A 24171-nucleotide genomic window follows, 5' to 3' on the forward strand; every position below is an offset into this window, starting at 1 on the left:
GTTAGCGTACGTTCGGAAGCATGACGAAGGCAATCAGCGTTGCCGGCCTCCACAAGGCATTCGGCCGCACCCGCGCACTGGACGGACTCGATCTCGCGGTCACCACCGGCGAGGTCCACGGCTTCCTCGGCCCCAACGGCGCCGGCAAGTCCACCACCATCCGGGTCCTGCTGGGCCTGCTGCGCGCCGACTCCGGCACCGCCGAGCTCCTCGGCGGCGACCCCTGGGCCGACGCGGTCGCCCTTCACCGCCGCGTCGCCTACGTCCCCGGAGACGTCACCCTGTGGCGCGACCTCTCCGGCGGCGAGGTCATAGACCTCTACGGACGCCTCCGCGGCGGCCTCGACAAGACCCGGCGCGCCGAACTCGTCGAGCGGTTCGAGCTGGACCCCGCCAAGAAGGGACGTACGTACTCCAAGGGCAACCGGCAGAAGGTCGCCCTCGTCGCCGCCTTCGCCTCCGACGCCGAGCTGCTCGTCCTCGACGAACCCACCTCCGGCCTCGACCCGCTGATGGAGGAGGTCTTCCAGGGCTGCGTCGCCGAGGCCCGCGCCGCCGGACGCACCATCCTGCTCAGCTCGCACATCCTCAGCGAGGTCGAGACCCTCTGCGACCGGGTCAGCATCATCCGCAAGGGCCGCACCGTGGAGACCGGCACCCTCGCCGAACTCCGCCACCTCACCCGTACGTCGATCAGCGCCGAGCTGGCCGGCCCGCCGAACGGCCTCGCACACCTGCCGGGCGTGTACGACGTCCAGGTGCAGGGGCTGAAGGTCCGCCTCCAGGCCGACACCGACAAGCTGGACGCGGTACTCCGCTCCCTCACCGCGTCGGGCGTGCGGTCGCTGACCTCGACCCCGCCCACCCTCGAAGAGCTCTTCCTGCGCCACTACAGCGAAGAGGCGACCCGATGAGGAACCAACTGGCCGGCACCGGGGCGCTGCTGCGGCTCGCCCTGCGCCGCGACCGCGTGATGATGCCGGTGTGGACGCTGGTCACCACGCTCATGGTGGTGAGCATGCCCGGCTCGCTGGGCAGTGTGTACGCCACCGCCGCCGAACGCGCCCGGGCCGCCGCCTCGATGAACGCCAACAGTTCGATGCGCGCCCTGTACGGACCGGTCTTCGACGATTCGCTCGGCGCCCTGGCCGCCTGGCGGGGCGGTGTCTACGCCGCCGTCCTCGCGGCCGCCATGAGCCTGATCATCGTCGTCCGGCACACCCGCGAGGAAGAGGAGACGGGCCGTCAGGAACTGCTCTCCGCGGCGATGGTGGGGCGGCGGGCCCCGCTGACCGCCGCCCTGCTGGCCGCCCTCGTGGCCAACTCCTGCATCGCCCTGCTCGTGGCAGTCGGTCTCGCGGGTCAGGGCGCGCCCGGCGCGGTCGCTCTCGGCCTGGCCGTCGCGGCGACCGGGATGCTCTTCGCCTGCACCGCCGCCGTCGCCGCCCAGCTGACCGGGAGTGCCCGCGCCGCCAAGGGGATCACGGCCGCCGTGCTCGGTGCCGCCTTCGTCCTGAAGGCCGCGGGCGACGCCGGTACGGAGGGCGGGCGGTCGGCCCTGACCTGGGCCTCGCCGCTCGGCTGGGTGGAGAACGTACGGGCCTTCGCCGCCGAACGCTGGTGGGTGCTCCTCCTGTTCGCCGCCGCCGTCACCGTGCAGGCGGGCGCCGCCGTCGCCCTGGCCGACCGCCGTGACCTGGGCATGAGCTTCCTGCCGTCGCGGCCGGGACCGGCGGAGGGGCGCCTGGGCACGGCGGGTGCGCTGGCCTGGAGGCTGCAGCGCGGCAGCGTATGGGGCTGGAGTGCGGGCTTCCTGATCGCCGGTGTCGTCTTCGGCGGGATGGCGGACGGCGCCGCGGACCTGGTCGGCGACAACGACCGGACCCGCGAGATCATCGAGCGGATGGGCGGGCAGAGCGGGACGGGTGGGCAGGGTGCGCAGGGTGCGCTCACCGACGCCTTCCTCGCGACGATGGCAGGCATGTTCGGCATGGTCGCCGCCCTGTACGCCGTCTCGGCCGTACTGCGCCTGGGCGGCGAGGAGTCGGGCGGCCGCGCGGAGCCGCTGCTCGCGAACGCGGTCGGCCGGCTGCGCTGGGCCGGCGGCCACCTGGCCGTGGCCTTCGGCGGCTCGGCGCTGATCCTGCTGCTGGCGGGCCTCGGTCTCGGCCTCGGGCACGGCCGGGAGCCGGGCGCGGCGATCGGCGCCACGCTCGCCCAGCTCCCGGCGGTGTGGCTGATCGGGGCGCTGGCGGCGCTGCTGTACGGCGCGGTCCCGCAGTACGCGGCGGCAGCCTGGGCGGTGGCCGGCGGTGCGCTGGCCCTGGGCTGGGTCGGCCCGGCGCTGAACCTCCCGCAGGCCGTCCTGAACCTCTCGCCCTTCGCCCACCTGCCCCGGCTCCCGGGAGCGCAGGCCCTGGATCCGGCCCCGCTGCCGGCCCTGACCGCCCTGGCGGTGGCCCTGACGGCGGCGGGCCTCGGAGCCCTGCGCCGCCGCGACATGATCGCCTAGGAGCCGGCCGGCGGAGACCGGGCTAGAACTCCACCAACAGTTGCTCCAGCCCCCGGATGACGTACCCGTCCCGCCACTGCGGCTCCTCGACGAGCCGCAGCGGCGGGACTCCGTCCGCCAGCAGCGCCCCGAACGAGGCCTCCAACTCCCGCCGCGCCAACGGCGCCCCGAGGCAGTAGTGGATCCCGGCCCCGAAGGCCAGGTGCGGGTTGTCGGCCCGTACGAGGTCCAGCGCGTCGGGATCGTCGAAGCGCGCGGGATCCCGGTTCGCGGACCCGAAGAGCAGCGCGACCTCGGCTCCGCGGGGGACGACGGTGTCACCGATCCGGATGTCGTCGAGCACCCAGCGTTCGAACATCTGGAGGGGAGTGTCGTACCGCATGAGTTCATCCACAGCTGTGGACAACTTTTCGGGATCGTGGCTCGCGCGGAGCGCGGCGAGCTGCGCGGGGTTGCGGAACAGTGCCCACCAGCCGTTGACGGTCGTGTTGACGGTGGCCTCGTGCCCGGCGTTCAGCAGCAGCACACAGGTGGAGATCATCTCCTGCTCGCTGAGCCGCCCCTCCTCATCGTGGGCGGCGATCAGCCCGGAGATCAAATCCTCCCCGGGGCGGCTCCGCCGCTCGGCGATCAGCCCCCGGAGGTAGGCGCTGAAGTCGACGCTCGCCCGCACCGCGCGTCGCGCCGTCTCCTCGTCCGGCCGGAGCTCGAACATCCCGCAGATGTCCGCCGACCAGGGCCGCAGCAACCCCCGGTCCGCCTCGGGCACGCCCAGCAGCTCCGCGATCACCGCCACCGGCAGCGGCTCGGCGACCACGGTGAGCAGATCCCCGCCCCCGTCCGCACGCAGCCGCCCCACCAGCTCCCCGGCCAGCCGCCGCACCGCGGGCACGAGCCGCTCCACCGTCCGCGGGGTGAAGGCCTTCGCCACCAGCCTGCGCACCCGAGCGTGCGCGGGATCCTCCAGATCCAGCAGGCCGTTGCCGTTGAGCACGTGGAAGGGCTCGTGCTCCGGCGGCGGCGCCTCGCGGCCGAACTCCTCGTGCGAGAACCGGTGGAGGTAGGTCCGCCCCAGCCGCCGGTCCCGCAACAGCGCACTCACATCGGCGTAGTGCGGCACCAGCCACTGCCCGGTGGCCTCCCACCACACTGCGCGCCCCTGCTCCCGCAACTCCCGGTACGCCGGATACGGATCGGCGACGAACTCGGCATCCCACGGATCAAAGCCCATCCCCGCACCCTAGGGGGTGTCCTGCCGATCAGGCGGGTGTCACCAAGCGGGTCTCGTACGCGTACACGGCCGCCTGTGTCCGGTCCCGCAGGCCCAGTTTCACCAGGATCCGGCTCACATGGGTCTTGATCGTGGACTCGGCGACGACCAGCCGGTCGGCTATCTCCGCATTGGACAGGCCCTGCGCGATCAGTACCAGCACCTCCGTCTCCCGCTCCGTCAGCTCCCCCACACCCGCCGGGTCCGCCAGCTTGCGGGCCTCGGAGATCTTCGAGAACTCCACGATCAGCCGCTTGGTCACCGAGGGCGCCAGCAGAGCCTCCCCGGCCGCCACCACCCGTACTCCGTCGGCCAGCTGACGGGCCGACGCGTCCTTGAGCAGGAACCCGGAGGCCCCGGCCCGCAGTGCCTGGTACACGTACTCGTCGAGGTCGAAGGTCGTCAGGACCAGCACCTTCGCGTCCGTGTCGGCGGCCACGATCTCCCGTGTGGCCTCCAGCCCGTTCATCCGCGGCATCCGGATGTCCATCAGCACCACATCCGGCCGCAGCGCCGCCACCTGCTCGATGGCCTCCCGGCCGTCGACCGCCTCGCCGACCACCTCGATGCCGTCCATCGCGTTCAGCAGAACGGAGAACCCCTCGCGCACCATCGCCTGGTCGTCGACGATCAGGACCCTGATCGTCATACCGTCCCCTCCCGCGGCTCCGGCGCCGGCTCCGCGCGGTGGGGCACCGGTATGAACACCGCCACCTCGTACCCGCCCGCCGCCGTCCCGGCGGCCGTCATCTCGCCCTCCAGCATGGCCACCCGCTCCCGCATCCCGGTGATCCCGTGCCCGGCCCCCGGCGAGGGCCGCGCGTCCCCGGTCGCCCGGTCGTTGACGATCCGTATGCCCAGACCCCCCAGCACGTAGGAAACCTCCACCTCGGCAGCGGCTCCCGGCGCGTGCCGCAGCGTGTTGCTGAGGGCCTCCTGGATGATCCGGTACGCCGACAGCTCCACACCCTGCGGCAGCTCCCGCACCGAGCCCGTGATCGTCTTCTCCACGCTCAGGCCGGCATCCCGCACATTGGCCAGCAGCCCCTCCAGCGAGGCCAGCGTCGGCTGCGGGGCGTCCGGTGCCTCGTAGTCCGCGGAGCGCACCACACCCAGCACCCGCCGCAGCTCCGTCAGAGCCGCCACCGCGTTCTCCCGGATGGTGACGAACGCCGCCTCCAGCTCCGGCGGCGGGTTCTTCACCCGGTACGGCGCGGCCTCCGCCTGGATCGCCACCACCGACATGTGGTGGGCCACCACGTCGTGCAACTCCCGCGCGATCGTGGTCCGCTCCTCCAGCAGCGTCCGCTTGTCCCGCTCGACGGCCGTGACCTCCTGCTGCGCGCTCACCTCGGCCCGGGCGTCACGGCGTATCCGGATACTGCCGGCGATCACCAGGGCGAAGGCCGAGGCCACCGCCATCTCGGGCAGGTTCGTCCCCCAGTGGCCGTTGAACACTACGGAGATCGCCGATCCCAGTACGAGGGTGAGCGTCCACATCCAGGCCGCCACCCGGGCCCCGGTCCGCAGCGTGACGAGGAACATGACCACGATGTACGCGAGGAAACTGCCCTCGGTCCAGGGCCAGTTGTAGCCACTGTCGATGCCGGCCGTCACCAACGTCATCGCGATGGCCGCCCACCACGCTCCGACCGGCCGCACCAGCGTCATCAGGACCGGGGCCGCGGAGAGCATCGCCACGGCTATCGGCCCCAGGTCGCCCCAGGCGGCCGACTGCGTGTTGAGCGCGGTCAGCCCGACGAGGAAGGCCAGGGCCGCCACCGTCGCATGCCGCCGCCACGGCGCGTACCGGCGCAGCACGCCGGGAAGACGGCGCACGAAGCGCCCGGAGGTCTCCGCCAGGGGTAGCGGCCGGTAGGCCAAGGCATCGGTGATGAGATCCCGGCGAAGGGTCGCGATCACCTCAGATGCCAGTCGGAACTCAGGTGCCCGGGATGTCCCCCCGGTGGTCGTCTCGGTCATACACACCACCGTAGGTCCGTACCGGCCTCGTCCGCGTCGCCGCTGATGGGGATTTCCCGGGGTCCCTCTCAAGTACTACCCGGGTCCGCTCAGTAGCCCGTCGGGCGGATCAGACCCGTCTCGTACGCGAACACCGCGGCCTGCGTACGGTCCCGCAGCCCCAGCTTCACCAGGATCCGGCTCACATGCGTCTTCACCGTCTGCTCGGCCAGTACCAGGTGCTCCGAGATCTCGGCGTTCGACAGGCCCTGGGCGATCAGCGACAGCACCTCCGTCTCCCGCTCGGTCAGCGCCTCGATCCGGGCCCGCGACGGCGCGCGCGGAGCTCCGAGCCGAGAGAACTCCGTGATCAGCCGCTTCGTGATGTTCGGCGAGAGCAGCGCCTCACCGGCTGCCACCACCCGCACCGCCTCGGCGAGCTGGTCGGCGGACGCGTCCTTGAGCAGGAACCCGGAGGCCCCGGCCCGCAGCGCCTCGTACACGTACTCGTCGAGATCGAAGGTGGTCAGCACCAACACCTTCACAGCGGCGTCCGGGACCGCGGTGATGACGGACGTGGCCTCGATCCCGCCCATCCCCGGCATCCGGATGTCCATCAGCACCACGTCCGGAGCCAGCTCGGCGACCTTCGCCACCGCGTCCGCCCCGTCCACCGCCTGCCCCACGACCTCTATGTCGGGCTGCGCGTTGAGAAGCACGGTGAAGCCCTGCCGGACCATCATCTGGTCGTCGGCGATCATCACCTTGATCGGGGTGCTCATGAGGCCCTCTTCGTCTCGGGGTGGGGGACCGCGGGCAGATCCTGCGGATCCATCGGGAGTACGGCGCTCACCTCGTACCCCCCGTCGGGGCGCGGGCCGGCGGCCAGTTCGCCCCCCAGCATGCCTGCCCGCTCCCGCATCCCCAGCAGCCCGTGCCCGGCACCGGGCGAGGGCGGGGCCGACCGCGTCGGCGCGCTGTTCGCGACGCACAGGTGCAGATCACGCGGCCCGTACGCGATGCCCACCTCCACCCGCGAACCGGGCGCATGGCGCAGAGCGTTGCTCAGCGCCTCCTGCACGATCCGGTACGCGGTGAGCTCCACGCCCGGGGTCAGCGGCCGCCGTATCCCCGCGATCTCGGTCGTCACGTCCAGCCCGGCCCCCCGCACGTTGTCCACGAGGCCTTCCAGCTCGCCGAGGGTGGGCTGCGGATGATGGGGGTTCGCGGGATCGTCCGGCCGCTCGGACCGCAGCACGCCCAGCACCCGCCGCAGCTCGGTCAGCGCCTCCAGCGCGTTCTCCCGGATGCCGGCCAGATTCTCCTTGAGCTCCTCGGACGGGTTCTCCACCAGGTGCGGGGCGACCTGCGCCTGGATGGAGATCACCGACATGTGGTGGGCGACGACGTCGTGCAGTTCGCGGGCGATCCGGCTGCGCTCCTCCAGCAGGGTGCGCCGGGCCCGCTCCTCCTCGGTGAGGGTTTCCTGCTCGACGAGTTTGCCCCGGGCGAGGCGGGTGGCCCGCAGGGCGTAGCCGAGGATCCCCACGAACGCGAAGAGGAGGGCCGCGCCGCCGATGATCGTCTGGCTCTGCGGCGGTCTGAGGGAGATGTCGGCCAGTCCGTTGAGGATCAGCGTGATGCCGATGACCGAGGCGGTCACCCGGGGCGGCACCCGCAGGGCGACCATCAGGAGCACGGGCGCGAGCGTGAACGGCCCGGCGGGGGTCCAGGGCCAGGACTGCCCCTGGCCGACGTGGTCGTGGATGGCCCAGGCGACCAGGCCGGAGGTGACGAGCCCGAGCCACCAGGCGGCGACCGGCCGGAACATGCTGAGCACGACGGACGCGGAGGTCAGCAGCGACAGCCCCAGCACGGCCGAACCGAACACCCCGTAATGGTCGTTCAGCTGCATCCCCGTCAGGACACCGCAGGGAATGGCCACGTAGCAGAGGACCACATGTGGCAGCCAGGCCAGCCAGCGCGGCCGCGACATCTTCGGCAAGGGGTCCCGCCGCAGGGTGAACAACTCCCGGGCCAGGCCGCGCGGCAGGCGGATGCGGACTTCGGCGGCGGGTGGCTCGGTCTGCTGGTTCACGCCGTCCAGGCTAAGGCGGGCCCTAGACATGGGTGATCTCCCTGGCGGGGTCGGTCCTGGGGCGGGGGACGGCGGCGGTCCGGGCGGCGCTGGACGGCTTCGGACGGCGGGCGGCCTGCTCGTGGACACGGAACGCGGCCCAGCAGATCGACAGCGCGGCGGCGAACACGGGCAGCCACAGCAGCCGGGCCGCTATCCAGCCCGCCGAGTCGGGCACCGTGTGCAGCCCGGGCAGGTCGGCCGAGACCAGCAGCCCGAGGGCGGTGACGGCCATCATGGCGGTCTGGTGCCACAGGAAGACGGTCATGGCGGAGAGGTTCACCAGGGCCACCTTCGCCCAGGCCTTCGGGCGTCGCATGGCTCGGGCCAGCGGCTCGCGTACCAGGACAGCCAGCCCACACTGGGCCAGCCCGAAGGCGACCGCGGCCAGCGTCGGCGGGTTCAGATTCGATACGGCGGCCCCGGGGACACCCACCATCGAGGCCGGGTACCCGCCCCAGAGGATCAGCGCGGCCGTGGCCAGGACGCCCGCGCCGAGCAGGAGCAGCGCCCGGCCGCGCCGGGCGAACGCCCCGCGGGACCAGGCGGCGCCCAGGGTGAAGGGGACGAGCCAGCCCGCGGCCACATTGACCCAGCCGATCCACTCGGGGCCGTGAAACCCGAAGCGCCACACGTCGACGGCAGCGACCACGGCCAGCGGCCACAGCGGGCCGATCCGGGCCACGAGCGGGGTCGCGGCGGTGAGCGCGGCGAACACCAGCAGGAACCACAGCGGCGACAGCACCAGCTTGACCAGCGACCGGACGGTGTCGAACTCCGCCCCGCCGATCAGCATCCCGCCCGCGACGACCCCCCAGAGAACCAGCACCGCGGCGACCGGCCGGAACAGCCGCCCCAGCCGCTGCCCGGCCCACGCGCCGTACGAGAGGCCGCGCTCGCGCGCCGACGTGTACCCGCGGGCGGCGACATGGCCGCCCACCAGGAAGAAGACGGACAGCGTCTGGAACACCCAGGACACCGGGGCCAGCCACGGCATGTGCGCCAGCGGGCTGGTGGTGCTCAGAGCGCCGTCGCGGGCTGTCAGCGCGGTGACCAGCCAGTGGCCGAGGACCACGCCGAGGATCGCGAAGGCCCGCAGGGCGTCCACGGCCCGGTCACGGTCGGCCGGGGTGGCGGCGTCGATGCCTGCGGCCAGAGTGGACCAGCGGGCGCGGAACTCAACCATGGTCGGCCTCCGGTGCGGTGGTGGTGCCGAGGACGATGGCGGCCAGGCTGTCGAGGGACTCGGTGCCCGGCTTGAGGTAGTCGCTGTGCCCGACAGCGCCGGCGGCGAAGGCCCGGGCCCCGAAGGCGGGATCGACCGGATCGGTGCCGAAGCCGATCCCGCCGAGCCGGACATGCGGGACGTTGCCTATCCAGTCGCCGCTGCCCCGGCCGGCCCAGACCCGGGCCCCGGTCGGCAGCTCACGGGCGGATCCGGCCCCGGTGCCCGGGCTGCCGAACAGCGCCACGTCACTGACCGCGGACCCGGTGGCGGTCCGGGAGCAGACCACGGAGCCGTAGGAGTGGCACAGCAGGGAGAGCCGGGCGCCGGGCCCCGATATGCCGCGCAACCGTTCCAGGAAGGGAGCCAGTTCGGCAGCGGCCGCGTCGGCCCGGTCGGCGCTCAGCACGGTGGTGCTCACCGTGCCGGGGGTGTCGTACCCGAGCCAGGCGACCACGGCGGAGCGCGGATGCTCGGCCTGCAGGCGCTGCTGGAGGGAGACGGCCCCGGCACGGAACCGCTCATAGGTGTCCAGCGTGGTGTCGGACCCGGGCACCAGGACGGCGACCCGGTCGGCGCTCTCCAGCTCGCCGAACACCTCGACGGCGCGGCCCCTGCCGCGGCCGTCGAAGGTGAGGAACCGGGCTGCTCCGGCCGCCCCCATGGCGCGCAGCCTGGCTGCGCGGCCGGGGCGGTCGGCGTCCTCGGCGGTACGGGCCGCCTCGGCGAGGTTGGCGCTGTTGGCGGCGTACCGGCTCCGGGGCGTGGCGTCCTCGGAGAACGTGGCGGGCGCGGGGGCCGGGACGTTCGGGGAGGCCGCGGCGGACACGGGGACCACCACGGCCGAAGCGACCAGAGCGGCCAGCAGGCCGCGGCGCAGCCGGCCACCGCCGGACCCCGCCCCCCTCCCCGTGGCGAGCGCCGTGCCCGCCCCGCGGGTCTTTCCCGTGGTCCCGGTCCGCGTCCCCGTCTGCGGTCCTGTCCCTGCCCGTGTCCCCGTCCCCGCTGCCATGGTCCTCTTCCTCCGGTCGCCGGAAGAGCCGTGAACGCTCTTCTCTGCTAACGAAGTTAGGAATCCGGGCCCGTGGTCGGCGTCACGCCATGGAGCCGTGTTCGCGCGTAGCTCTCAGGTATGACGGGGGATACCTGCGAGGCAGGGCCACGACCGTCACGACGTCACGACAGTCCCGACCGTCACGAGGTCACGACCGTCACGACGTCGCCACCCGCACACCGAAGCCGATCAGGACGACACCCGTCGTCCGGTCCAGCGCCCGCCGGATCCGCGGCCGCGCGAAGAACCGCCCGGCGCGCGACAGCACGTACACGTACGTGCCCGGCCAGACCACCGTCAGCAGCACATGGACCAGAACCAGCAGCGCCATGCCGGCCGCCGGCCGCAGGCCCGCCGGGGCGAGGGCGGGCAGCAGCCCCGTGTAGAAGACGGCGATCTTGGGATTGAGGACGTTGGCGACCAGGCCGGTCCGCCAGGCCCCGCCGCCGCCCGGCTCAGGCCGCCCCTCCGCGGGCACCGCGGGTTCCTCCGGCACCGCGGGTTCCGCGCCCGGCCGCAGCAGGGCCTGGAGGCCGAGCCGGCACAGATAGGCGGCCCCCGCCAGCTTCACCACCAGGTACACCTCGGCCGAGGCGGCGAGCAGCGCCGCGAGCCCCGCCACGGTGAGGGCGCCCCAGATCAGCAGCCCGACGGCGATCCCGGCGACCGTGCGCAGTCCGTCACCGCGCCCCCGGGTGATGGCCCGTTTCGTGACGATCGCCATGTCCGGGCCGGGGACGAGGGTGAGGAGCGCCAGGACCCCGGTCGCGCCGAGAAGAGCGGTGAGCACGCGGCTCAGTCCGCCACCAGGGGTTCGACGTAGCCCGCCCGCCAGCGGGGTGCCGGGTCCTGGCCGGGGCTGGTCCAGTACTCCCTCGCCCCCACGATCTCCCCGTCGCGCACGGTCCAGAGGGAGACGGCCCGGTAGACGACGTGGTCCTGAGGTATCTCCACCTCGGTGACCACGAGGTTTCCGTCGGCCAGGATCCGCAGCAGTTCCACGGATCTCTCGTCCGCGTAGCCGTCGTCGCTGTTCACGGCTATGAAGTTGGCGCGCCCCACGATGCGCTCACCGCTCACGGGCCATTCGATGACCGCGTCCTCGGCGATGAGCCCGGCCACGCCGTCCCAGTCGCGTGCCTCGATCCGCTCCCACAGTTGTGCCACTACCGTCAACGGCTCCATGTGCCGCAGTGTCCGACAGCCCCGTTATACGTAACAAGCTTTGCCTGCAGGCTTATTGACCTCGACACAATCGTTCGCGGCGGGCCTTCGGGGCGCAGACAGAGAGCTGAAGGGCGCTGGCAGGGCGCAGGCAGGGCGCTGCGCGCGGTGCCGTCCGGGATTGGTTCACTCCGGCGCAGGTGCGGGAAGGGCGGCGGACGGCGCGGCGGATTCCAGCGCGTCCAGTGCCGTGGCCAGCCGTTCCAGGGCGCGGACCGTCTCCGCGAAGGCGGCATCGCCCAGCTCCGCCGTGAGGCGCGCCGCCAGGGCCGCGTGGCCCGGGCCGATCCGGTCCACCGCGTCGAGCCCCTCCTCGGTGGGCCGCAGCAGCTTCGCCCGCCGGTGGGCGGGGTTCGGGGCGTACTCCGCGAGGCCCTTGGCGACCAGCAGGTCCGCGATGCGCTGCACGCTCTGCCGGGTGATGCCCATGTTCCGGGCGATGCCCGCGACGGGCAGTGGCTCCCGCAGTACCGCGCCCAGGACCTGCCACCAGGCGGCCGTCAGTCCGGCCGGCCTGGCCAGCTCTTCCGAGATGGCGAGGAACTGGCCGTTCAGCCGGAACACCCCGAGCGCGGTGCGGCTCAGCAGGTCCTGCTGGGTACGGGCGTCCTTGAGGTCACCGGCGTCACCGACATCCCCGGCGTCCCCGAGGTCGACGAGATCCTCGACAACACCCCCGACACTCCCGACACCCCCGCCGCCCTCGACCTCCCGGACGCTTCCCTCGGCCAGCGGCTCGTGCGTCGCCTCACGCATCGCCGGCCGCCGATGCCGCCATCAGGACCGGGTACGCACTGACGTCCGAGTCGTGGAAGAGCCCGTACCAGGCGTCCAGGACCTCCGGCTTGTAGACGTCCAGGCGGGCGAAGACCTCGCGGGCGAAGGCCACCGGCTCCGTCGGCCCCGCCGTGATCAGGTCGCCGTCGGTCACCGCGTCGGCCTCGACGTAGCTCTCGGCGCCCCCGTAGCCGGGCTGCTCGGCCAGGTAGAAGGAGGCGGCGCTCGTGTGGGTCCGGCCGTCCAGCAGGCCCTCGCGGGCGAGGCCGGCGGTGGCTCCGCAGATCGCCGCGACCGGCACTCCGGCGGCCAGGAACTCCCTCGCCTTGGCCGCGAACGGTGTCAGGTCATCACTCGTGTCCCACAGGGACGCGCCCGTGAGGATCAGCAGCGAGGAGTCCTCCGGTCGCAGGTCGGCCAGGGCCAGATCAGGCTGGATGCGGACGCCGCCCATGGTGGTGACCGGCTGCGCGGCGCTCATGCCGACCGTGCGCACGGTGTGGCCGCGCTGGGTGAGGTGCGCGGTGGTGTGGCCGGTCTCCCAGTCCGCGTACGTGTCGTAGACCGCGAGGTGGACGGGCTTGCGCGGGGTCTCGCTCATGGTGCTTTCGCCTCCAGCGTGGTTCCTGCTCTATGACAATAGACTGTCATAACGACAGGATGCTGTCAATCTCGCAGGGGGTTCGAGCCCCCTCGCAGACAGATTGCCGAGAGCGGCCCCCCACCCCCATACAGTCCGCCGATATCCCGCCCCACCTGCGCACTTCTAGCGTGACGACATGACCCCTCATGTCACCTCGCACACCCTTGCCACCGTGAAGGACGCAGATCGGAAGCACGTCTTCCACTCCTGGTCCGCCCAGGCCCTGATCGACCCCCTCGCCGTCGCCGGGGCCGAGGGGTCGTACTTCTGGGACTACGAAGGCAAGCGGTTCCTCGACTTCTCCTCCCAGCTGGTCAACACCAACATCGGCCACCAGCACCCCAAGGTCGTCGCCGCGATCCAGGAGCAGGCCGCCCGGCTCTGCACCCTCGCGCCCGGCTTCGCCGTCGACGTCCGCTCCGAGGCCGCACGCCTCATCGCCGAGCGGACCCCGGGCGACCTGGACAAGATCTTCTTCACCAACGGCGGCGCCGAGGCCGTCGAGAACGCCGTACGCATGGCCCGTCTGCACACGGGCCGCGCCAAGGTGCTCTCCACCTACCGCTCCTACCACGGGGCCACCGCCGCCGCGATCAATCTGACCGGCGACCCGCGCCGCTGGCCCTCCGACACGGCCGCCGCCGGCGTCGTGCACTTCTGGGGCCCGTACCTCTACCGCTCCGCCTTCCACGCCACCACCGAGGCCGAGGAGTGCGCCCGCGCCCTCGCCCACCTCGCCGACACCATCGCCTTCGAGGGGCCGCAGACCATCGCGGCGATCATCCTGGAGAGCGTGCCCGGCACCGCCGGCATCATGACCCCGCCCGCCGGCTACCTCGCGGGCGTGCGCGAGCTCTGCGACCGCCACGGCATCGTCTTCATCCTGGACGAGGTCATGTCGGGCTTCGGCCGCACGGGCAAGTGGTTCGCGGCCGACCACTGGGGCGTCACCCCCGACCTGATCACCTTCGCCAAGGGCGTGAACAGCGGCTACGTCCCGCTCGGCGGCGTGGCGATCTCGGCCGCCATCGCCGAGACCTTCGCCACCCGCCCCTACCCGGGCGGACTGACGTACTCCGGCCACCCGCTGGCCTGCGCCGCCGCCGTCGCGACGATCAACACGATGGAGGAGGAGGGCATCGTCGAGCACGCCGCCCACCTCGGTGAGAACGTGATCGGCCCCGCGCTGGCCGAGATCGCCGAGCGCCACCCCTCGGTCGGCGAGGTCCGCGGGCTGGGCACCTTCTGGGCCCTGGAACTCGTACGGGACAAGCAGACGCGCGAGCCGCTGGTGCCGTACAACGCGGCCGGTGCGGACAACGCGCCGATGGCCGAGTTCGCGGCGGCCTGCAAGGCGTCGGGTCTGTGGCCCTTCGTGAACATGAACCGCACCCACGTGGTTCCGCCCTGCAACGTCACGGAGGCGGAGGCCAAGGAGGGCCTGGCCCTGCTGGACGAGGCGCTGACGGTCGCCGACCGCCACACCACGGCCGGCTAGACCCGCCCCCGCAGGGGGAACCCGACCGGTCGGTATCCGTGACGACATCCGTGATGACATCCGTGACGACATCCGTGATGGCGACCGTGACGACATCCGCACCCGGACACCGGGTGCGGATGTCGGATGTCGGATATCGGTTGGCTACCGATCGGTTTTCAGCCGCTCTGTCTGGCCTATGGTGTCCCGAAGCTCTACGACAGGAGACGGACCCCTATGCCAGGCAGCGGAGCTGTCACCCGCAACACACTTCGCCAGCAGATCGCGGACGCGCTGCGTGACGAGGTGCTCGCGGGACGCCTGCCTCCGGGGACCGAGTTCACCGTCAAGCAGATCGCCGAGCAGTACGAGGTCTCCGCGACCCCGGTGCGCGAGGCGCTCGTGGACCTCTCGGCCCAAGGGCTGCTCGAACTCGTCCAGCACCGCGGCTTCCGCGTGCGGATCTTCTCCGTGGACGACTTCCGGGGCATGATCGAGGCCCGCTCGCTCGTCGTGGACGGGATCTTCCGCCGCCTCGCCGAGCGGGGCACCGCCCCCGGCTCCGGCGAGCTGCTGGTCTCGGTCCGCCGCCGGGGCGAGGAGGCCCGGCGGGCCGCGCAGAGCGGTTCGCTCGAAGTGCTGATCGGCTACGACCTGCGCTTCTGGCGGGAGCTGAGCGGGCTGGTCGCCAACACCTACATCTCCGAGTTCCTGCACCGCATCCGCGTGCAGTGCTGGGTCTTCGCCGTCCCCCACCTCCAGCGCGAGCCGCAGCTGCGGGCGGCGCTGTGGGACGGTCACGGCGAGCTGGTGGACGCGGTGACGCTGGCCGACGCCGACGCGGTGCGCGGCATCGTCCGCGGCTACAACGAGCACGCCCTGGCGTGGGCCGCCCGACTCTGAGGCCTCAAGGGGAGCCCAGGTTCTGCGCACCCCTTCGCGGAGGGTGTCCGGCCCACTACGCTGGCCGGATCGGCGACAACGACTGATCGGAGGCCGAGTGGCCTGTGACCTGTGGCTGGTCCCCCTTGTCGACGTGCTGTGCCACAGCCCCGACAACCCCTTCGCGGAAGAGATCGCCTCGTACGACAGGGCGCTGGGTGCGGCCGGACTGCCGTCCGTGCCCGTGTTCGCGTACATGCCGGGCCTGAGCGGGGACGTCGCCCCGGTCGCCGGCTTCGACTACGACGCCCTGCATTTCCTGCGGCGGGCGTACATGCTCCAGCTCTGCGGGCTGCCCGTGACCCCGGTGGACGAGCTGGGCGGGGACTACGAGCAGCTGCTGGAGATGTTCGAGCCCACGGCCCAGCAGTCGCATCTGGTCTGGCACTACGACCACGCCGGGGCCTATGTCCCGGTGGACTTCGCGGCTCCGCTGGCGAACGAGGAGCTGCTGGCCGGGGGTGGGCCGCTGGGGTCCGTGCAGGGGCTGCTGCGGGAGCTGCTGTTCGTGGCCCCCGCCATCGGGATAGACCCGGGGAACCCGCCCGCCGCACCGGCGCCGCCGGGGCGGCCGACGCTGCTGGAGGAGCCGGCGGGGCCGATTCCGTATGACGACAGCCCCTTCGCCCGTGAACGGCACGTGTGGCTGGGACTGCACGCGGCCGCGACGCGGAGCCTCGGCCAGGGGTCGATGATCATCTTCAGCTGAGCGGGGCCGGTGGGCGGGGTACGGGTCCGCTGCGCGGAACCCCGGCCCCGCCCGTCTCCAGCGAGTCCCGCCCGTCTTCCGCGAGTCCCACCCATCCCTCGGCCGAGTCCCGCCCGTCCTCTGCGAGTCCCGCCCGTCCTCTGCGAGCCCCGCCCGTCCTCCGCGAGCCCCGCCCATCCCTCAGCGCGGCTGCTCCGGCGGCCGCTGCCGGGGCATGTTCGGTCTGGTGCCCGGCGGCAGCGGGAAGCGGGCGGGCGGGATGTTCGCGTCCGGGCGCCCCCCGGAGGCCCCCAGCGACTGCATCACCAGAGGCGCGGGCCCGGCCCGGAACTCCACCATCCAGTCCGCCGTCTCCGAGCGCACCAGCTCGGTGATGTCCTCCGAGAAGCGGCGCAGCACGGTCAGGCACCGCTCCGCGGCCTCGCTGGCCGTGCCCTCGGTGGGGCCGAGCACCTCGCGCACGTTCTCCGAGGCCCAGTCGAACTGGAGGGTCTGGAGCCGGCGCTGCACGGCCTGGGCCGTGGCGACGTCCCGCATCCACCCGGACGTCAGCCCGAAGAACCGGTCGCAGGCCAGCGCGGCCGCGCCCAGCAGCAGTGCGAGGTAGCCGTACGTGGAGGCACCAGGGATCGAGCCCGTCAGCTCCAGCAGCGGCATCGAGGCGCCCGTGACGGCGCCCACGGCCGCCCCGGCGCGCAGCACGCGCGCACCGCGCCGCTTCCACGCCCGGTCGGACAGGTACCACTCGGCGGTGCGCAGCGCGTCGGCCTCGACCCGCCGGTAGAGCTCGTCGAGCCGCTCGGCGGGCTCGCCCCAGTCCCCGAGGGGGAACGGCCGGCCGGTCAGATCGCCCGCCGCCATCGGTCCGCCGCCTTCCTCCCGGGGATCCCGGGGTGGCCCCTCGGGCTGCATCTCCGGCTGGCTCACCCGGCACTCCCTCTGCCTGCGCTGACGTGTGGTGGTGCGCGTGTGCGCAATGATGCGCATGCTCTTCCTACCTTCGAATGACGGGCGATGGGCGACGATTCCCGGGATTTCCGCCCGCAAGGAGGTCTCCATCAGGTACGCGCACGCCTCGTCTCTCACTCGAAAGAGTTGGTCCTCACGGCGTAGGGCGCGGCGCCCGGGGAGCACGTAGGCTCGGATTGACCAGCGTTCCGAAGGTCTCGAGTACGACGTATGGAGTGAGTGCCCTGTGATTCCCGGTGGTGGCCAGCCCAACATGCAGCAGCTGCTCCAGCAGGCCCAGAAGATGCAGCAGGATCTCGCGGCCGCGCAGGAGGAGCTCGCACGGACGGAGGTCGAGGGCCAGGCCGGCGGCGGTCTGGTGAGGGCGACCGTCACCGGATCCGGTGAGCTGCGCGCGCTGGTGATCGACCCGAAGGCCGTGGACCCCGAGGACACGGAGACGCTCGCCGACCTGGTGGTCGCCGCGGTGCAGGCGGCCAACGAGAATGCGCAGGCACTCCAGCAGCAGAAGCTGGGCCCCCTGGCCCAGGGCCTGGGCGGCGGCAGCGGTATCCCCGGCCTCCCGTTCTAGCCCGGCCATCCCCCTACCCGACGAAAGAAGGCAGTCCGTTGTACGAAGGCGTGGTTCAGGACCTGATCGACGAACTGGGCAGGCTGCCCGGCGTCGGGCCCAAGAGCGCGCAGCGGATCGCCTTCCACATCCTGCAGGCCGAGCCCACCGACGTCCGCCGCCTCGCGCACGCGCTGCTGGAGGTCAAGGACAAGGTCCGGTTCTGCGCGGTGTGCGGGAACGTGGCGCAGGAGGAGCGGTGCGGCATCTGCCGCGACCCGCGCCGGGACACCACGGTCATCTGTGTCGTCGAGGAGCCGAAGGACGTCGTCGCGATCGAGCGGACGCGCGAGTTCCGGGGGAGGTACCACGTCCTGGGCGGCGCGATCAGCCCGATCGAGGGCGTCGGCCCGGACGACCTGCGCATCCGCGAGCTGCTGGCGCGCCTGGCGGACGGCGAGGTGACCGAGCTGATCCTGGCCACCGACCCGAACCTGGAGGGCGAGGCGACCGCCACCTACCTCGCCCGCATGATCAAGCCCATGGGCCTGAAGGTCACCCGCCTGGCCAGCGGGCTCCCCGTCGGGGGAGATCTGGAGTATGCGGACGAGGTCACGCTCGGGCGGGCCTTTGAAGGAAGGCGACTTCTCGATGTCTGACGCAACGCTGCACGCCCTCGGCCAGGATCCGGACGACTTCGCCGCCTCGATCGCGGACCAGATCGAGTCGTTCATCGTTGCGGTCACCGAAGTGGCCAAGGGCGAGGACCCGGACAGTGCGGTGCCCTTCCTCCTCCTGGAGGTGTCCCAGCTGCTGCTGGCGGGCGGCCGGCTGGGCGCGTACCAGGACGTGCTGCCGGACGAGCGCTACGAGCCCGATCTCGGCCCGGAGCCGGATGTGGACGACCTGCGCGAGCGGTTCGCGATCATGCTGGAGCCGGTCGACGTCTACTCCGAGGTCTTCGACCCCTACGAGCCCCGCAAGGCCCCGGTGGCCCACCGGATCTCCGACGACCTGGCGGACGTGGTCGCCGACCTGCGGCACGGGCTCATCCACCACCAGTCGGGCCGCATCACGGAGGCGCTCTGGTGGTGGCAGTTCTCGTACTTCACCAACTGGGGTCCGACGGCCTCGGCCACCCTGCGCGCCCTCCAGTCACTGATCGCCCACGTACGCCTGGACCAGCCGCTGGCGGCGCTGGACGGCCTGGACACGGACGAGGACATGGCCGAGGAGGACCTCGCGGAACAGGCCGGACAGGTGATGGCCGAGGAGCTGGGCGGCCTCGGCCGTACCTGAGTGAACGCGGCGGCCGGACCGGGAACTCATTCTCTGATCTTCTCGTCTCATGATGTGGTACGAGACGGTCGGATCCCGGTCGCTCGTTACACTGCACCAGCAATGAGACGGACTGAGCGAGGAGCGCACGTGGGCCTTGTCGTGCAGAAGTACGGAGGCTCCTCCGTAGCGGATGCCGAAGGCATCAAGCGCGTCGCCAAGCGGATCGTGGATGCCAAGAAGAACGGCCACCAGGTGGTCGTCGTGGTTTCCGCGATGGGCGACACGACGGACGAGCTGATCGATCTCGCCGAGCAGGTATCGCCGATGCCTGCCGGGCGCGAATTCGACATGCTGCTGACCGCCGGGGAGCGGATCTCCATGGCCCTGCTGGCCATGGCGATCAAAAACCTGGGCCACGAGGCCCAGTCGTTCACCGGTAGCCAGGCAGGCGTGATCACCGACTCGGTCCACAACAAAGCGCGCATCATCGATGTCACGCCGGGCCGGATCCGCACCGCGCTGGACGAGGGCAACATCGCCATCGTCGCGGGCTTCCAGGGGGTGTCCGCGGATTCCAAGGACATCACCACCCTCGGCCGGGGCGGCTCGGACACCACCGCCGTCGCGCTCGCCGCGGCGCTGGACGCCGAGGTGTGCGAGATCTACACGGACGTCGACGGCGTCTTCACCGCGGACCCCCGCGTCGTGAAGAAGGCGAAGAAGATCGACTGGATCTCCTCCGAGGACATGCTGGAGCTCGCGGCCTCCGGTTCCAAGGTGCTGCTGCACCGCTGCGTCGAGTACGCGCGCCGCTACAACATCCCGATCCACGTCCGCTCGTCCTTCTCCGGACTGCCGGGCACCTGGGTCAGCAACGAGAATCCGCAAGGGGACGCGCAGGTGGAGCACGCCATCATCTCCGGAGTCGCGCACGACGTCTCCGAAGCCAAGATCACGGTCGTCGGTGTCCCGGACAAGCCGGGCGAGGCCGCGGCGATCTTCCGCGCCATCGCGGACGCCGAGATCAACATCGACATGATCGTGCAGAACGTCTCCGCGGCCTCCACGGGCCTCACGGACATCTCCTTCACGCTCCCCAAGGCCGAGGGCCACAAGGCCATCGAGGCCCTGGAGAAGGCGAAGGGCGCGATCGGCTTCGAGTCCCTGCGCTACGACGACCAGATCGGCAAGATCTCCCTGGTCGGCGCGGGCATGAAGACGAACCCGGGCGTCACCGCCTCCTTCTTCCAGGCGCTGTCCGACGCGGGCGTGAACATCGAGCTGATCTCGACCTCCGAGATCCGCATCTCGGTCATCACCCGCCAGGACGACGTCAACGAGGCCGTCCGCGCCGTGCACACGGCCTTCGGCCTCGACTCCGACAGTGCCGAAGCGGTCGTCTACGGAGGCACCGGACGATGACCCGCACCCGGTCCTCCGGCCCGGCACTCGCCGTGGTCGGGGCGACCGGAGCAGTCGGTTCGGTCCTGCTCCAGATGCTGTCCCAGCGGGCGGACGTCTGGGGCGAGATCCGCCTGATCGCCTCCGCGCGCTCGGCCGGCCGCATGCTGGCCGTCCGCGCCGAGGAGATTGAGGTGATCGCCCTCACCGAGGACGCCTTCGACGGCCTCGGACCGGGTGACATCGCCCTCTTCCTCACCCCGGCCGACGTCTCGGCCCGGTGGGCCCCCGTGGTCACCACGCGCGGCTCGGTCGTCATCGACCTGTCCGCCGCCTTCCGGGAGGACCCCGAGGTCCCGCTGGTGGTGCCCGAGGTCAACGGGCACGCCGTACGGATCCGGCCGCGCGGGATCGTCGCCGGCCCGGACTGTGTGACCGCCACCATGATCGCGGCCCTGGGCGCGCTGCATTCCGAGTACTCCCTCTGCGACCTGGCCGTCTCCTCGTACCAGGCCGCGAGCGCCGCCGGCCGGGCCGGTTCCGATGCGCTGCGCCGCCAGCAGGCGCTGGTCGCCGGGGCCTCCCTGGGCGAGCAGCCCGGGGACGTACGCCGTGCCGTCGGCGAGGACACCGGCCCCTTCGCGGCCCCGCTCGCCCTCAACGTCGTGCCCTGGTCCGGCGAGCTGCGCGCGGACGGCTGGTCCTCGCACGAGCTGGCGGTACGGGGGGAGACGCGCCGGATCCTGCAGCTGGAGCAGCTCCCGGTGTCGGTGACCTGCGTTCAGGTACCGGTGCTGACCGGGCATTCGCTGACCGTACGGGCCCGGTTCGAGCGCGAGGTGGACGCCGCGCACGCCCGGGAGATCCTGGAGGCCGCGCCCGGCGTGGTGCTCGTGGACGACCCGGCGGCCGGGGAGTTCCCCACTCCCGTGGACGCCGCCGGCACGGATCCCGCCTGGGTGGGGCGGGTGCGGGCCTCGCTCGACGACGGTCACGCCCTGGAGTTCTTCGTGTGCGCCGACAATCTCCGCAAGGGCGCAGCGTTGAATGCCACACAGATCGCGGAACTGATCGCAGGTGAATTTGCGTAATTCGCTTTGTAGGATCGGTGCTGATCCCTTGATCAAGGTGATGGCCCGACTGCCGTCTCGATAAAGACGGGGCAATCGGGAAGAGCGGGTACGCATGAGGGCAATAGGGATTTTGCTGGTGAGGCTGCCTGGCGCGTACAACCCTGATGGGGGGACGCGTGTCCAACCGGCGTGGCAGACACACTGCTCGAACCGGCCGTCCGGCCGGCGCAGATCGGGATCATCCCGTCGCGCCGGGGTCTCCGCGTGCCCGGCGACGGTTTTCCCGTGATCGTGCCCGTCCCGCCGGCGGGGCCGTCGGCGGCGCCCGTGAGGACCGCCGTAACGATCCGGGGCGGCCTCGTGCCCGCGCCGCGCGACAGCGCTGAGACGGACGGGAGCAGCAAGAGCGAGGCGGCCGAGACGGCCGGGACGGCCGAGGTAGTGGCCGGCACCACCGTCGACCACCTCACCGCGACCTACCAGGCGCACTACCGCTCGCTCCTGGGCCTGGCCGCACTGCTCCTCGACGACACCGCCTCCTGCGAGGACGTGGTCCAGGAGGCCTTCATCCGGGTGCACTCCGCCCGGAACCGGGTCCGCGACCGGGAGAAGACCCTGGCGTACCTGCGCCAGACCGTCGTGAACCTCTCGCGGTCCGCCCTGCGCCGCCGCATCCTCGGCCTCAAACTGCTCTCGAAGCCGATGCCGGACATGGCGAGCGCCGAAGAGGGCGCGTACGACCAGCTGGAGCGGGACGATCTGATCAAGGCGATGCGCGGACTGCAGCGCCGCCAGCGCGAGGTGCTGGTGCTGCGCTACTTCGCGGACATGACGGAGGCCCAGGTCGCCGAGACGCTCGGAATATCGCTCGGCTCGGTGAAGGCGTACGGATCGCGGGGCATTGCCGCGCTGCGGGTGGCGATGGAGGCTGCGCAGTCATGATGGACGACCACACTCCGCCGGGCGGGGCGAGCGGGGAAGAAGAGCTGCGCATCCTCCTGCGCGGGGCCGTCGAGGGCCTGCAGCCCTCCGAGGACGCGCTGGAGCGACTACGCGACGCCGTCCCCGCGCGCCGGACCCGCAACCGCCGGGCCGCCTTCGTCGGCGCCGCCGCGGCCGTGCTGCTCGCCGGGACGGCGATCCCGGCCGCACTGCACCTGTCCGCGGCCGAGGGCGGGGCCACGGACCGCCCGGCGATGGCCGGGCACGGCGAGGCCACCGGCGAGAAGCCGGACTCGCAGGCTTCCGACCCGCACCAAAATGGCTTCGGGTCCCAGCCGAGGCCGCCCCACTCCTTCGGCGAGGTCCCGTCCGTGGGCGGGATCACCGGGCAGCCGAACGCCACGGCGGGCCCCTCGGCGGACGGTCTGACGGCAGGCCCGTCGGGCGCCGGGACCTCCGCCGGACCGGGAGGTCCCGGCGGCTCGGTGGCGGGCTCGGGCCCGCTGCCGCCGGTGGCGGCGCCAGGAGTGCCCGGGTGCGGCGCGGACCAGCTCGGGGTGGTGGGCTCGGCCCGGTCCCGGGAGACCGACGGCAGGGTGTACGGCAGCTTCCGGGTCACCAACGTCTCGGCGCAGGGCTGCGCCGTCACCGGCCAGGACACCCTGACGGCGGCCGCGGCACCCGGTACCGGGGCCGGTTCGGGCTCCGGGGTCGCCGTGGTCGGCCACACGGCGGGGGATCCGGCGAGCGGGCTGCTGCCCGACCCGGCGGCGGCGGCTCCGGCGCTGGTGCTCCCCCCGAACACGGCCTACGAGGTCCGCTTCGCGTGGGTGCCGTCGGGGGAGACCTGCACACCGGCGAACCCGGACGCGGGCGGGAAGTCCCCGCAGACCGAACCGGCGGGCACCACGGGCGGTACGGGGAACGGACCGGCCGTCGAACCGCAGGCGGGCGCGTCCCCGGCCCCGGCCGGGGTGGCGGTCTCGCACACCCCGCAGTCGGGGGCCACGACCACGCGGACGACGATCCCCGAGGCCTGCGGCGGAACGGTCTACCGGACGGGCGCGATCCCGCTGTCCTGAGGGCTGTCCCGGCAAGTTCCGCAGGGAGCGTCCCGGAGTCCCCGGAGTCCCCGGAGTCCTCGGAGTTCTCGGAGTCCCCGGAGCCCCGAACCCGGAGCGACCCGGAGTCCCGGGGCCTCCTACGAGGCGTCCCGGGCGGCGGCAGGGCTACCGCGCGGCGGGCTCCAGCAGGCCCGCCTCGGCGTCGCGGATGGTCTCCACCTCGCGGCGGTAGAGCCGGAACCACATGAAGAGCACGAAGGCGACGAAGACGAACCACTCGCCGGTGTAGCCGAGGTTCTGGAAGGCCTTGAGGTCGAGCCCGGTGTTGGTCGGTGCCTGCGCAGGCACCGGAATCATCCCCTCGGACGGGGTCTGCACGGTCAGCCAGGCGTCGTACAGGTCGTACGGGACGATGTTGACCAGCGAGGCCGCGCTGATCACCCCGAGCTGTCCGGACGGCAGCCCGCCCTGGGAGTGGACCCCCTTCGTGCCGGCGTTCTCCGCGGCCTGCAGGGCCCCGCTGACCTCGACCCGGCCGGCCGGCGGGGCCGGCGCCTTCGCGGGATCCGCCACTCCCGGCAGCCATCCCCGGACCACCGGGACGCTCTTGCCGGAATCGGTCTTCAGCAGCGTCAGCACGTAGAACCCGGACCGGCCGTCCAGCCGTCGCTCGGGCACCAGCAACTGGTCGCCGTACTCCCCGGCCGTGGAGGCCAGCCGCCCGGAGGTCGTCTTGTCGACCGGAAGCAGCGACTCCAGGGGCGCGGCCACCTGGTCCGCGGGCCGCTCCGCGCTCGCTTCCCGGTGGCTGTCGACACGGTCCTCGAACCGGCCGAGCTGCCAGGACCCCATGAACAGGCAGAAGGGCACGGCGAGCGCGACGAAGACGTTGATCCCCCACCAGCGCGGGGTCAGGAGAAACCGGTGCACCCCACCACCGTACGGGGGGTGCACCGGTC

Annotated in this window: 25 protein-coding genes; 12 read left to right on the top strand and 13 right to left on the bottom strand. The window is 72.2% G+C overall.

Translation table 11 applies throughout. The features are described 5' to 3' along the window. Nucleotides 1-20 precede the first annotated feature (20 nt). Together ACFY0D_RS01425 and ACFY0D_RS01430 are read left to right on the top strand one after the other, a co-directional pair. A complete protein-coding gene (locus ACFY0D_RS01425; RefSeq protein WP_390796398.1) occupies nucleotides 21-914 on the top strand; it encodes an ATP-binding cassette domain-containing protein in 894 nt (297 codons plus the stop codon). After that, nucleotides 911-2512 (top strand): ABC transporter permease, encoded by a 1602-nt coding sequence (locus ACFY0D_RS01430; RefSeq protein ID WP_390796399.1) that lies wholly within the window; start codon nucleotides 911-913, stop codon nucleotides 2510-2512. The genes ACFY0D_RS01425 and ACFY0D_RS01430 overlap by 4 nt, the downstream gene beginning before the upstream one ends. Nucleotides 2513-2534: 22 nt before the next feature. Here the strand turns inward: ACFY0D_RS01430 and ACFY0D_RS01435 are convergent, their stop codons facing one another. From ACFY0D_RS01435 to ACFY0D_RS01485, 11 genes are all read right to left on the bottom strand, one after another. Continuing rightward, nucleotides 2535-3743 (bottom strand): cytochrome P450, encoded by a 1209-nt coding sequence (locus tag ACFY0D_RS01435; protein WP_390796400.1) that lies wholly within the window; start codon nucleotides 3741-3743, stop codon nucleotides 2535-2537. A 28-nt stretch (nucleotides 3744-3771) separates the two neighbouring features. Continuing rightward, nucleotides 3772-4431 (bottom strand): response regulator, encoded by a 660-nt coding sequence (locus tag ACFY0D_RS01440; protein ID WP_390796401.1) that lies wholly within the window; start codon nucleotides 4429-4431, stop codon nucleotides 3772-3774. Beyond that, a complete protein-coding gene (locus ACFY0D_RS01445; RefSeq protein ID WP_390796402.1) occupies nucleotides 4428-5705 on the bottom strand; it encodes a sensor histidine kinase in 1278 nt (425 codons plus the stop codon). The genes ACFY0D_RS01440 and ACFY0D_RS01445 overlap by 4 nt, the downstream gene beginning before the upstream one ends. Nucleotides 5706-5854: 149 nt before the next feature. Continuing rightward, complete coding sequence (locus tag ACFY0D_RS01450; protein WP_030383691.1) at nucleotides 5855-6526, bottom strand: response regulator transcription factor; 672 nt, start codon at nucleotides 6524-6526, stop codon at nucleotides 5855-5857. Beyond that, entirely contained in the window at nucleotides 6523-7842 is a 1320-nt protein-coding gene (locus ACFY0D_RS01455; protein ID WP_390796403.1) for a sensor histidine kinase, read from the bottom strand. The genes ACFY0D_RS01450 and ACFY0D_RS01455 overlap by 4 nt, the downstream gene beginning before the upstream one ends. A gap of 22 nt (nucleotides 7843-7864) precedes the next feature. After that, nucleotides 7865-9067, bottom strand: coding sequence for an acyltransferase (locus tag ACFY0D_RS01460; RefSeq protein ID WP_390796404.1), 1203 nt, complete (start codon nucleotides 9065-9067; stop codon nucleotides 7865-7867). Next, the gene (locus ACFY0D_RS01465; protein ID WP_390796405.1) at nucleotides 9060-10118 is read right to left on the bottom strand and encodes an alpha/beta hydrolase; all 1059 of its coding nucleotides are present in this window, start codon (nucleotides 10116-10118) and stop codon (nucleotides 9060-9062) included. Before ACFY0D_RS01465 ends, ACFY0D_RS01460 begins: the two co-directional genes overlap by 8 nt. A gap of 199 nt (nucleotides 10119-10317) precedes the next feature. Then, on the bottom strand, nucleotides 10318-10950 hold the full coding sequence (locus tag ACFY0D_RS01470; RefSeq protein ID WP_390796406.1) for a LysE family translocator: 633 nt from the start codon (nucleotides 10948-10950) through the stop codon (nucleotides 10318-10320). Nucleotides 10951-10955: 5 nt separating this feature from the next. Continuing rightward, complete coding sequence (locus ACFY0D_RS01475) at nucleotides 10956-11345, bottom strand: nuclear transport factor 2 family protein (RefSeq protein WP_351147899.1); 390 nt, start codon at nucleotides 11343-11345, stop codon at nucleotides 10956-10958. Nucleotides 11346-11510: 165 nt separating this feature from the next. Then, nucleotides 11511-11972 (bottom strand): MarR family winged helix-turn-helix transcriptional regulator, encoded by a 462-nt coding sequence (locus ACFY0D_RS01480; RefSeq protein ID WP_390796573.1) that lies wholly within the window; start codon nucleotides 11970-11972, stop codon nucleotides 11511-11513. A 160-nt stretch (nucleotides 11973-12132) separates the two neighbouring features. Continuing rightward, nucleotides 12133-12762, bottom strand: coding sequence for a DJ-1/PfpI family protein (locus ACFY0D_RS01485; protein WP_390796407.1), 630 nt, complete (start codon nucleotides 12760-12762; stop codon nucleotides 12133-12135). Between the two features lie 178 nt (nucleotides 12763-12940). Between ACFY0D_RS01485 and ACFY0D_RS01490 the strand changes: the two genes are divergently transcribed. From ACFY0D_RS01490 to ACFY0D_RS01500, 3 genes are all read left to right on the top strand, one after another. After that, entirely contained in the window at nucleotides 12941-14302 is a 1362-nt protein-coding gene (locus tag ACFY0D_RS01490) for an aspartate aminotransferase family protein (RefSeq protein WP_390796408.1), read from the top strand. Between the two features lie 216 nt (nucleotides 14303-14518). Then, nucleotides 14519-15184 (top strand): GntR family transcriptional regulator, encoded by a 666-nt coding sequence (locus ACFY0D_RS01495; RefSeq protein ID WP_390796409.1) that lies wholly within the window; start codon nucleotides 14519-14521, stop codon nucleotides 15182-15184. A gap of 97 nt (nucleotides 15185-15281) precedes the next feature. Beyond that, nucleotides 15282-15932 carry a hypothetical protein gene (locus tag ACFY0D_RS01500; protein ID WP_301368553.1) on the top strand — a complete coding sequence of 217 codons (651 nt, stop codon included), beginning with the start codon at nucleotides 15282-15284 and terminating at the stop codon, nucleotides 15930-15932. A gap of 180 nt (nucleotides 15933-16112) precedes the next feature. Here the strand turns inward: ACFY0D_RS01500 and ACFY0D_RS01505 are convergent, their stop codons facing one another. Continuing rightward, nucleotides 16113-16859, bottom strand: a complete 747-nt coding sequence (locus ACFY0D_RS01505; RefSeq protein WP_030726452.1) for an SLATT domain-containing protein — start codon at nucleotides 16857-16859, stop codon at nucleotides 16113-16115. Between the two features lie 268 nt (nucleotides 16860-17127). Between ACFY0D_RS01505 and ACFY0D_RS01510 the strand changes: the two genes are divergently transcribed. The 7 genes from ACFY0D_RS01510 (at nucleotide 17128) to ACFY0D_RS01540 (ending at nucleotide 23230) form a co-directional block, all read left to right on the top strand. Beyond that, nucleotides 17128-17472 (top strand): YbaB/EbfC family nucleoid-associated protein, encoded by a 345-nt coding sequence (locus ACFY0D_RS01510; protein ID WP_094744798.1) that lies wholly within the window; start codon nucleotides 17128-17130, stop codon nucleotides 17470-17472. A 38-nt stretch (nucleotides 17473-17510) separates the two neighbouring features. Continuing rightward, nucleotides 17511-18110 (top strand): recombination mediator RecR, encoded by a 600-nt coding sequence (gene recR / locus ACFY0D_RS01515; RefSeq protein WP_390796410.1) that lies wholly within the window; start codon nucleotides 17511-17513, stop codon nucleotides 18108-18110. Then, complete coding sequence (locus ACFY0D_RS01520) at nucleotides 18103-18750, top strand: DUF5063 domain-containing protein (RefSeq protein WP_390796411.1); 648 nt, start codon at nucleotides 18103-18105, stop codon at nucleotides 18748-18750. Before recR ends, ACFY0D_RS01520 begins: the two co-directional genes overlap by 8 nt. 129 nt (nucleotides 18751-18879) lie before the next feature. Further along, nucleotides 18880-20154, top strand: coding sequence for an aspartate kinase (locus ACFY0D_RS01525; protein WP_390796412.1), 1275 nt, complete (start codon nucleotides 18880-18882; stop codon nucleotides 20152-20154). Continuing rightward, complete coding sequence (locus tag ACFY0D_RS01530; protein WP_390796413.1) at nucleotides 20151-21224, top strand: aspartate-semialdehyde dehydrogenase; 1074 nt, start codon at nucleotides 20151-20153, stop codon at nucleotides 21222-21224. The genes ACFY0D_RS01525 and ACFY0D_RS01530 overlap by 4 nt, the downstream gene beginning before the upstream one ends. Before the next feature lie 222 nt (nucleotides 21225-21446). Further along, nucleotides 21447-22148, top strand: a complete 702-nt coding sequence (locus ACFY0D_RS01535; RefSeq protein ID WP_390796574.1) for a SigE family RNA polymerase sigma factor — start codon at nucleotides 21447-21449, stop codon at nucleotides 22146-22148. After that, nucleotides 22145-23230, top strand: a complete 1086-nt coding sequence (locus ACFY0D_RS01540) for a hypothetical protein (protein WP_390796414.1) — start codon at nucleotides 22145-22147, stop codon at nucleotides 23228-23230. Before ACFY0D_RS01535 ends, ACFY0D_RS01540 begins: the two co-directional genes overlap by 4 nt. 147 nt (nucleotides 23231-23377) lie before the next feature. Here the strand turns inward: ACFY0D_RS01540 and ACFY0D_RS01545 are convergent, their stop codons facing one another. Then, on the bottom strand, nucleotides 23378-24142 hold the full coding sequence (locus ACFY0D_RS01545) for an SURF1 family protein (protein WP_390796415.1): 765 nt from the start codon (nucleotides 24140-24142) through the stop codon (nucleotides 23378-23380). Between the last annotated feature and the right edge of the window lie 29 nt (nucleotides 24143-24171).

It is taken from the genome of Streptomyces sp. NPDC001502, from assembly GCF_042894785.1.
Lineage (GTDB): Bacteria > Actinomycetota > Actinomycetes > Streptomycetales > Streptomycetaceae > Streptomyces > Streptomyces kutzneri.

Bases quoted from the DNA above. Each gene is read 5' to 3' on its own strand.
- ACFY0D_RS01425 (WP_390796398.1), top strand. From the start codon at position 21: ATGACGAAGGCAATCAGCGTTGCCGGCCTCCACAAGGCATTCGGCCGC.
- ACFY0D_RS01430 (WP_390796399.1), top strand. From the start codon at position 911: ATGAGGAACCAACTGGCCGGCACCGGGGCGCTGCTGCGGCTCGCCCTG.
- ACFY0D_RS01435 (WP_390796400.1), bottom strand. From the start codon at position 3,743: ATGGGCTTTGATCCGTGGGATGCCGAGTTCGTCGCCGATCCGTATCCG.
- ACFY0D_RS01440 (WP_390796401.1), bottom strand. From the start codon at position 4,431: ATGACGATCAGGGTCCTGATCGTCGACGACCAGGCGATGGTGCGCGAG.
- ACFY0D_RS01450 (WP_030383691.1), bottom strand. From the start codon at position 6,526: ATGAGCACCCCGATCAAGGTGATGATCGCCGACGACCAGATGATGGTC.
- ACFY0D_RS01460 (WP_390796404.1), bottom strand. From the start codon at position 9,067: ATGGTTGAGTTCCGCGCCCGCTGGTCCACTCTGGCCGCAGGCATCGAC.
- ACFY0D_RS01465 (WP_390796405.1), bottom strand. From the start codon at position 10,118: ATGGCAGCGGGGACGGGGACACGGGCAGGGACAGGACCGCAGACGGGG.
- ACFY0D_RS01475 (WP_351147899.1), bottom strand. From the start codon at position 11,345: ATGGAGCCGTTGACGGTAGTGGCACAACTGTGGGAGCGGATCGAGGCA.
- ACFY0D_RS01485 (WP_390796407.1), bottom strand. From the start codon at position 12,762: ATGAGCGAGACCCCGCGCAAGCCCGTCCACCTCGCGGTCTACGACACG.
- ACFY0D_RS01490 (WP_390796408.1), top strand. From the start codon at position 12,941: ATGACCCCTCATGTCACCTCGCACACCCTTGCCACCGTGAAGGACGCA.
- ACFY0D_RS01495 (WP_390796409.1), top strand. From the start codon at position 14,519: ATGCCAGGCAGCGGAGCTGTCACCCGCAACACACTTCGCCAGCAGATC.
- ACFY0D_RS01520 (WP_390796411.1), top strand. From the start codon at position 18,103: ATGTCTGACGCAACGCTGCACGCCCTCGGCCAGGATCCGGACGACTTC.
- ACFY0D_RS01530 (WP_390796413.1), top strand. From the start codon at position 20,151: ATGACCCGCACCCGGTCCTCCGGCCCGGCACTCGCCGTGGTCGGGGCG.
- ACFY0D_RS01540 (WP_390796414.1), top strand. From the start codon at position 22,145: ATGATGGACGACCACACTCCGCCGGGCGGGGCGAGCGGGGAAGAAGAG.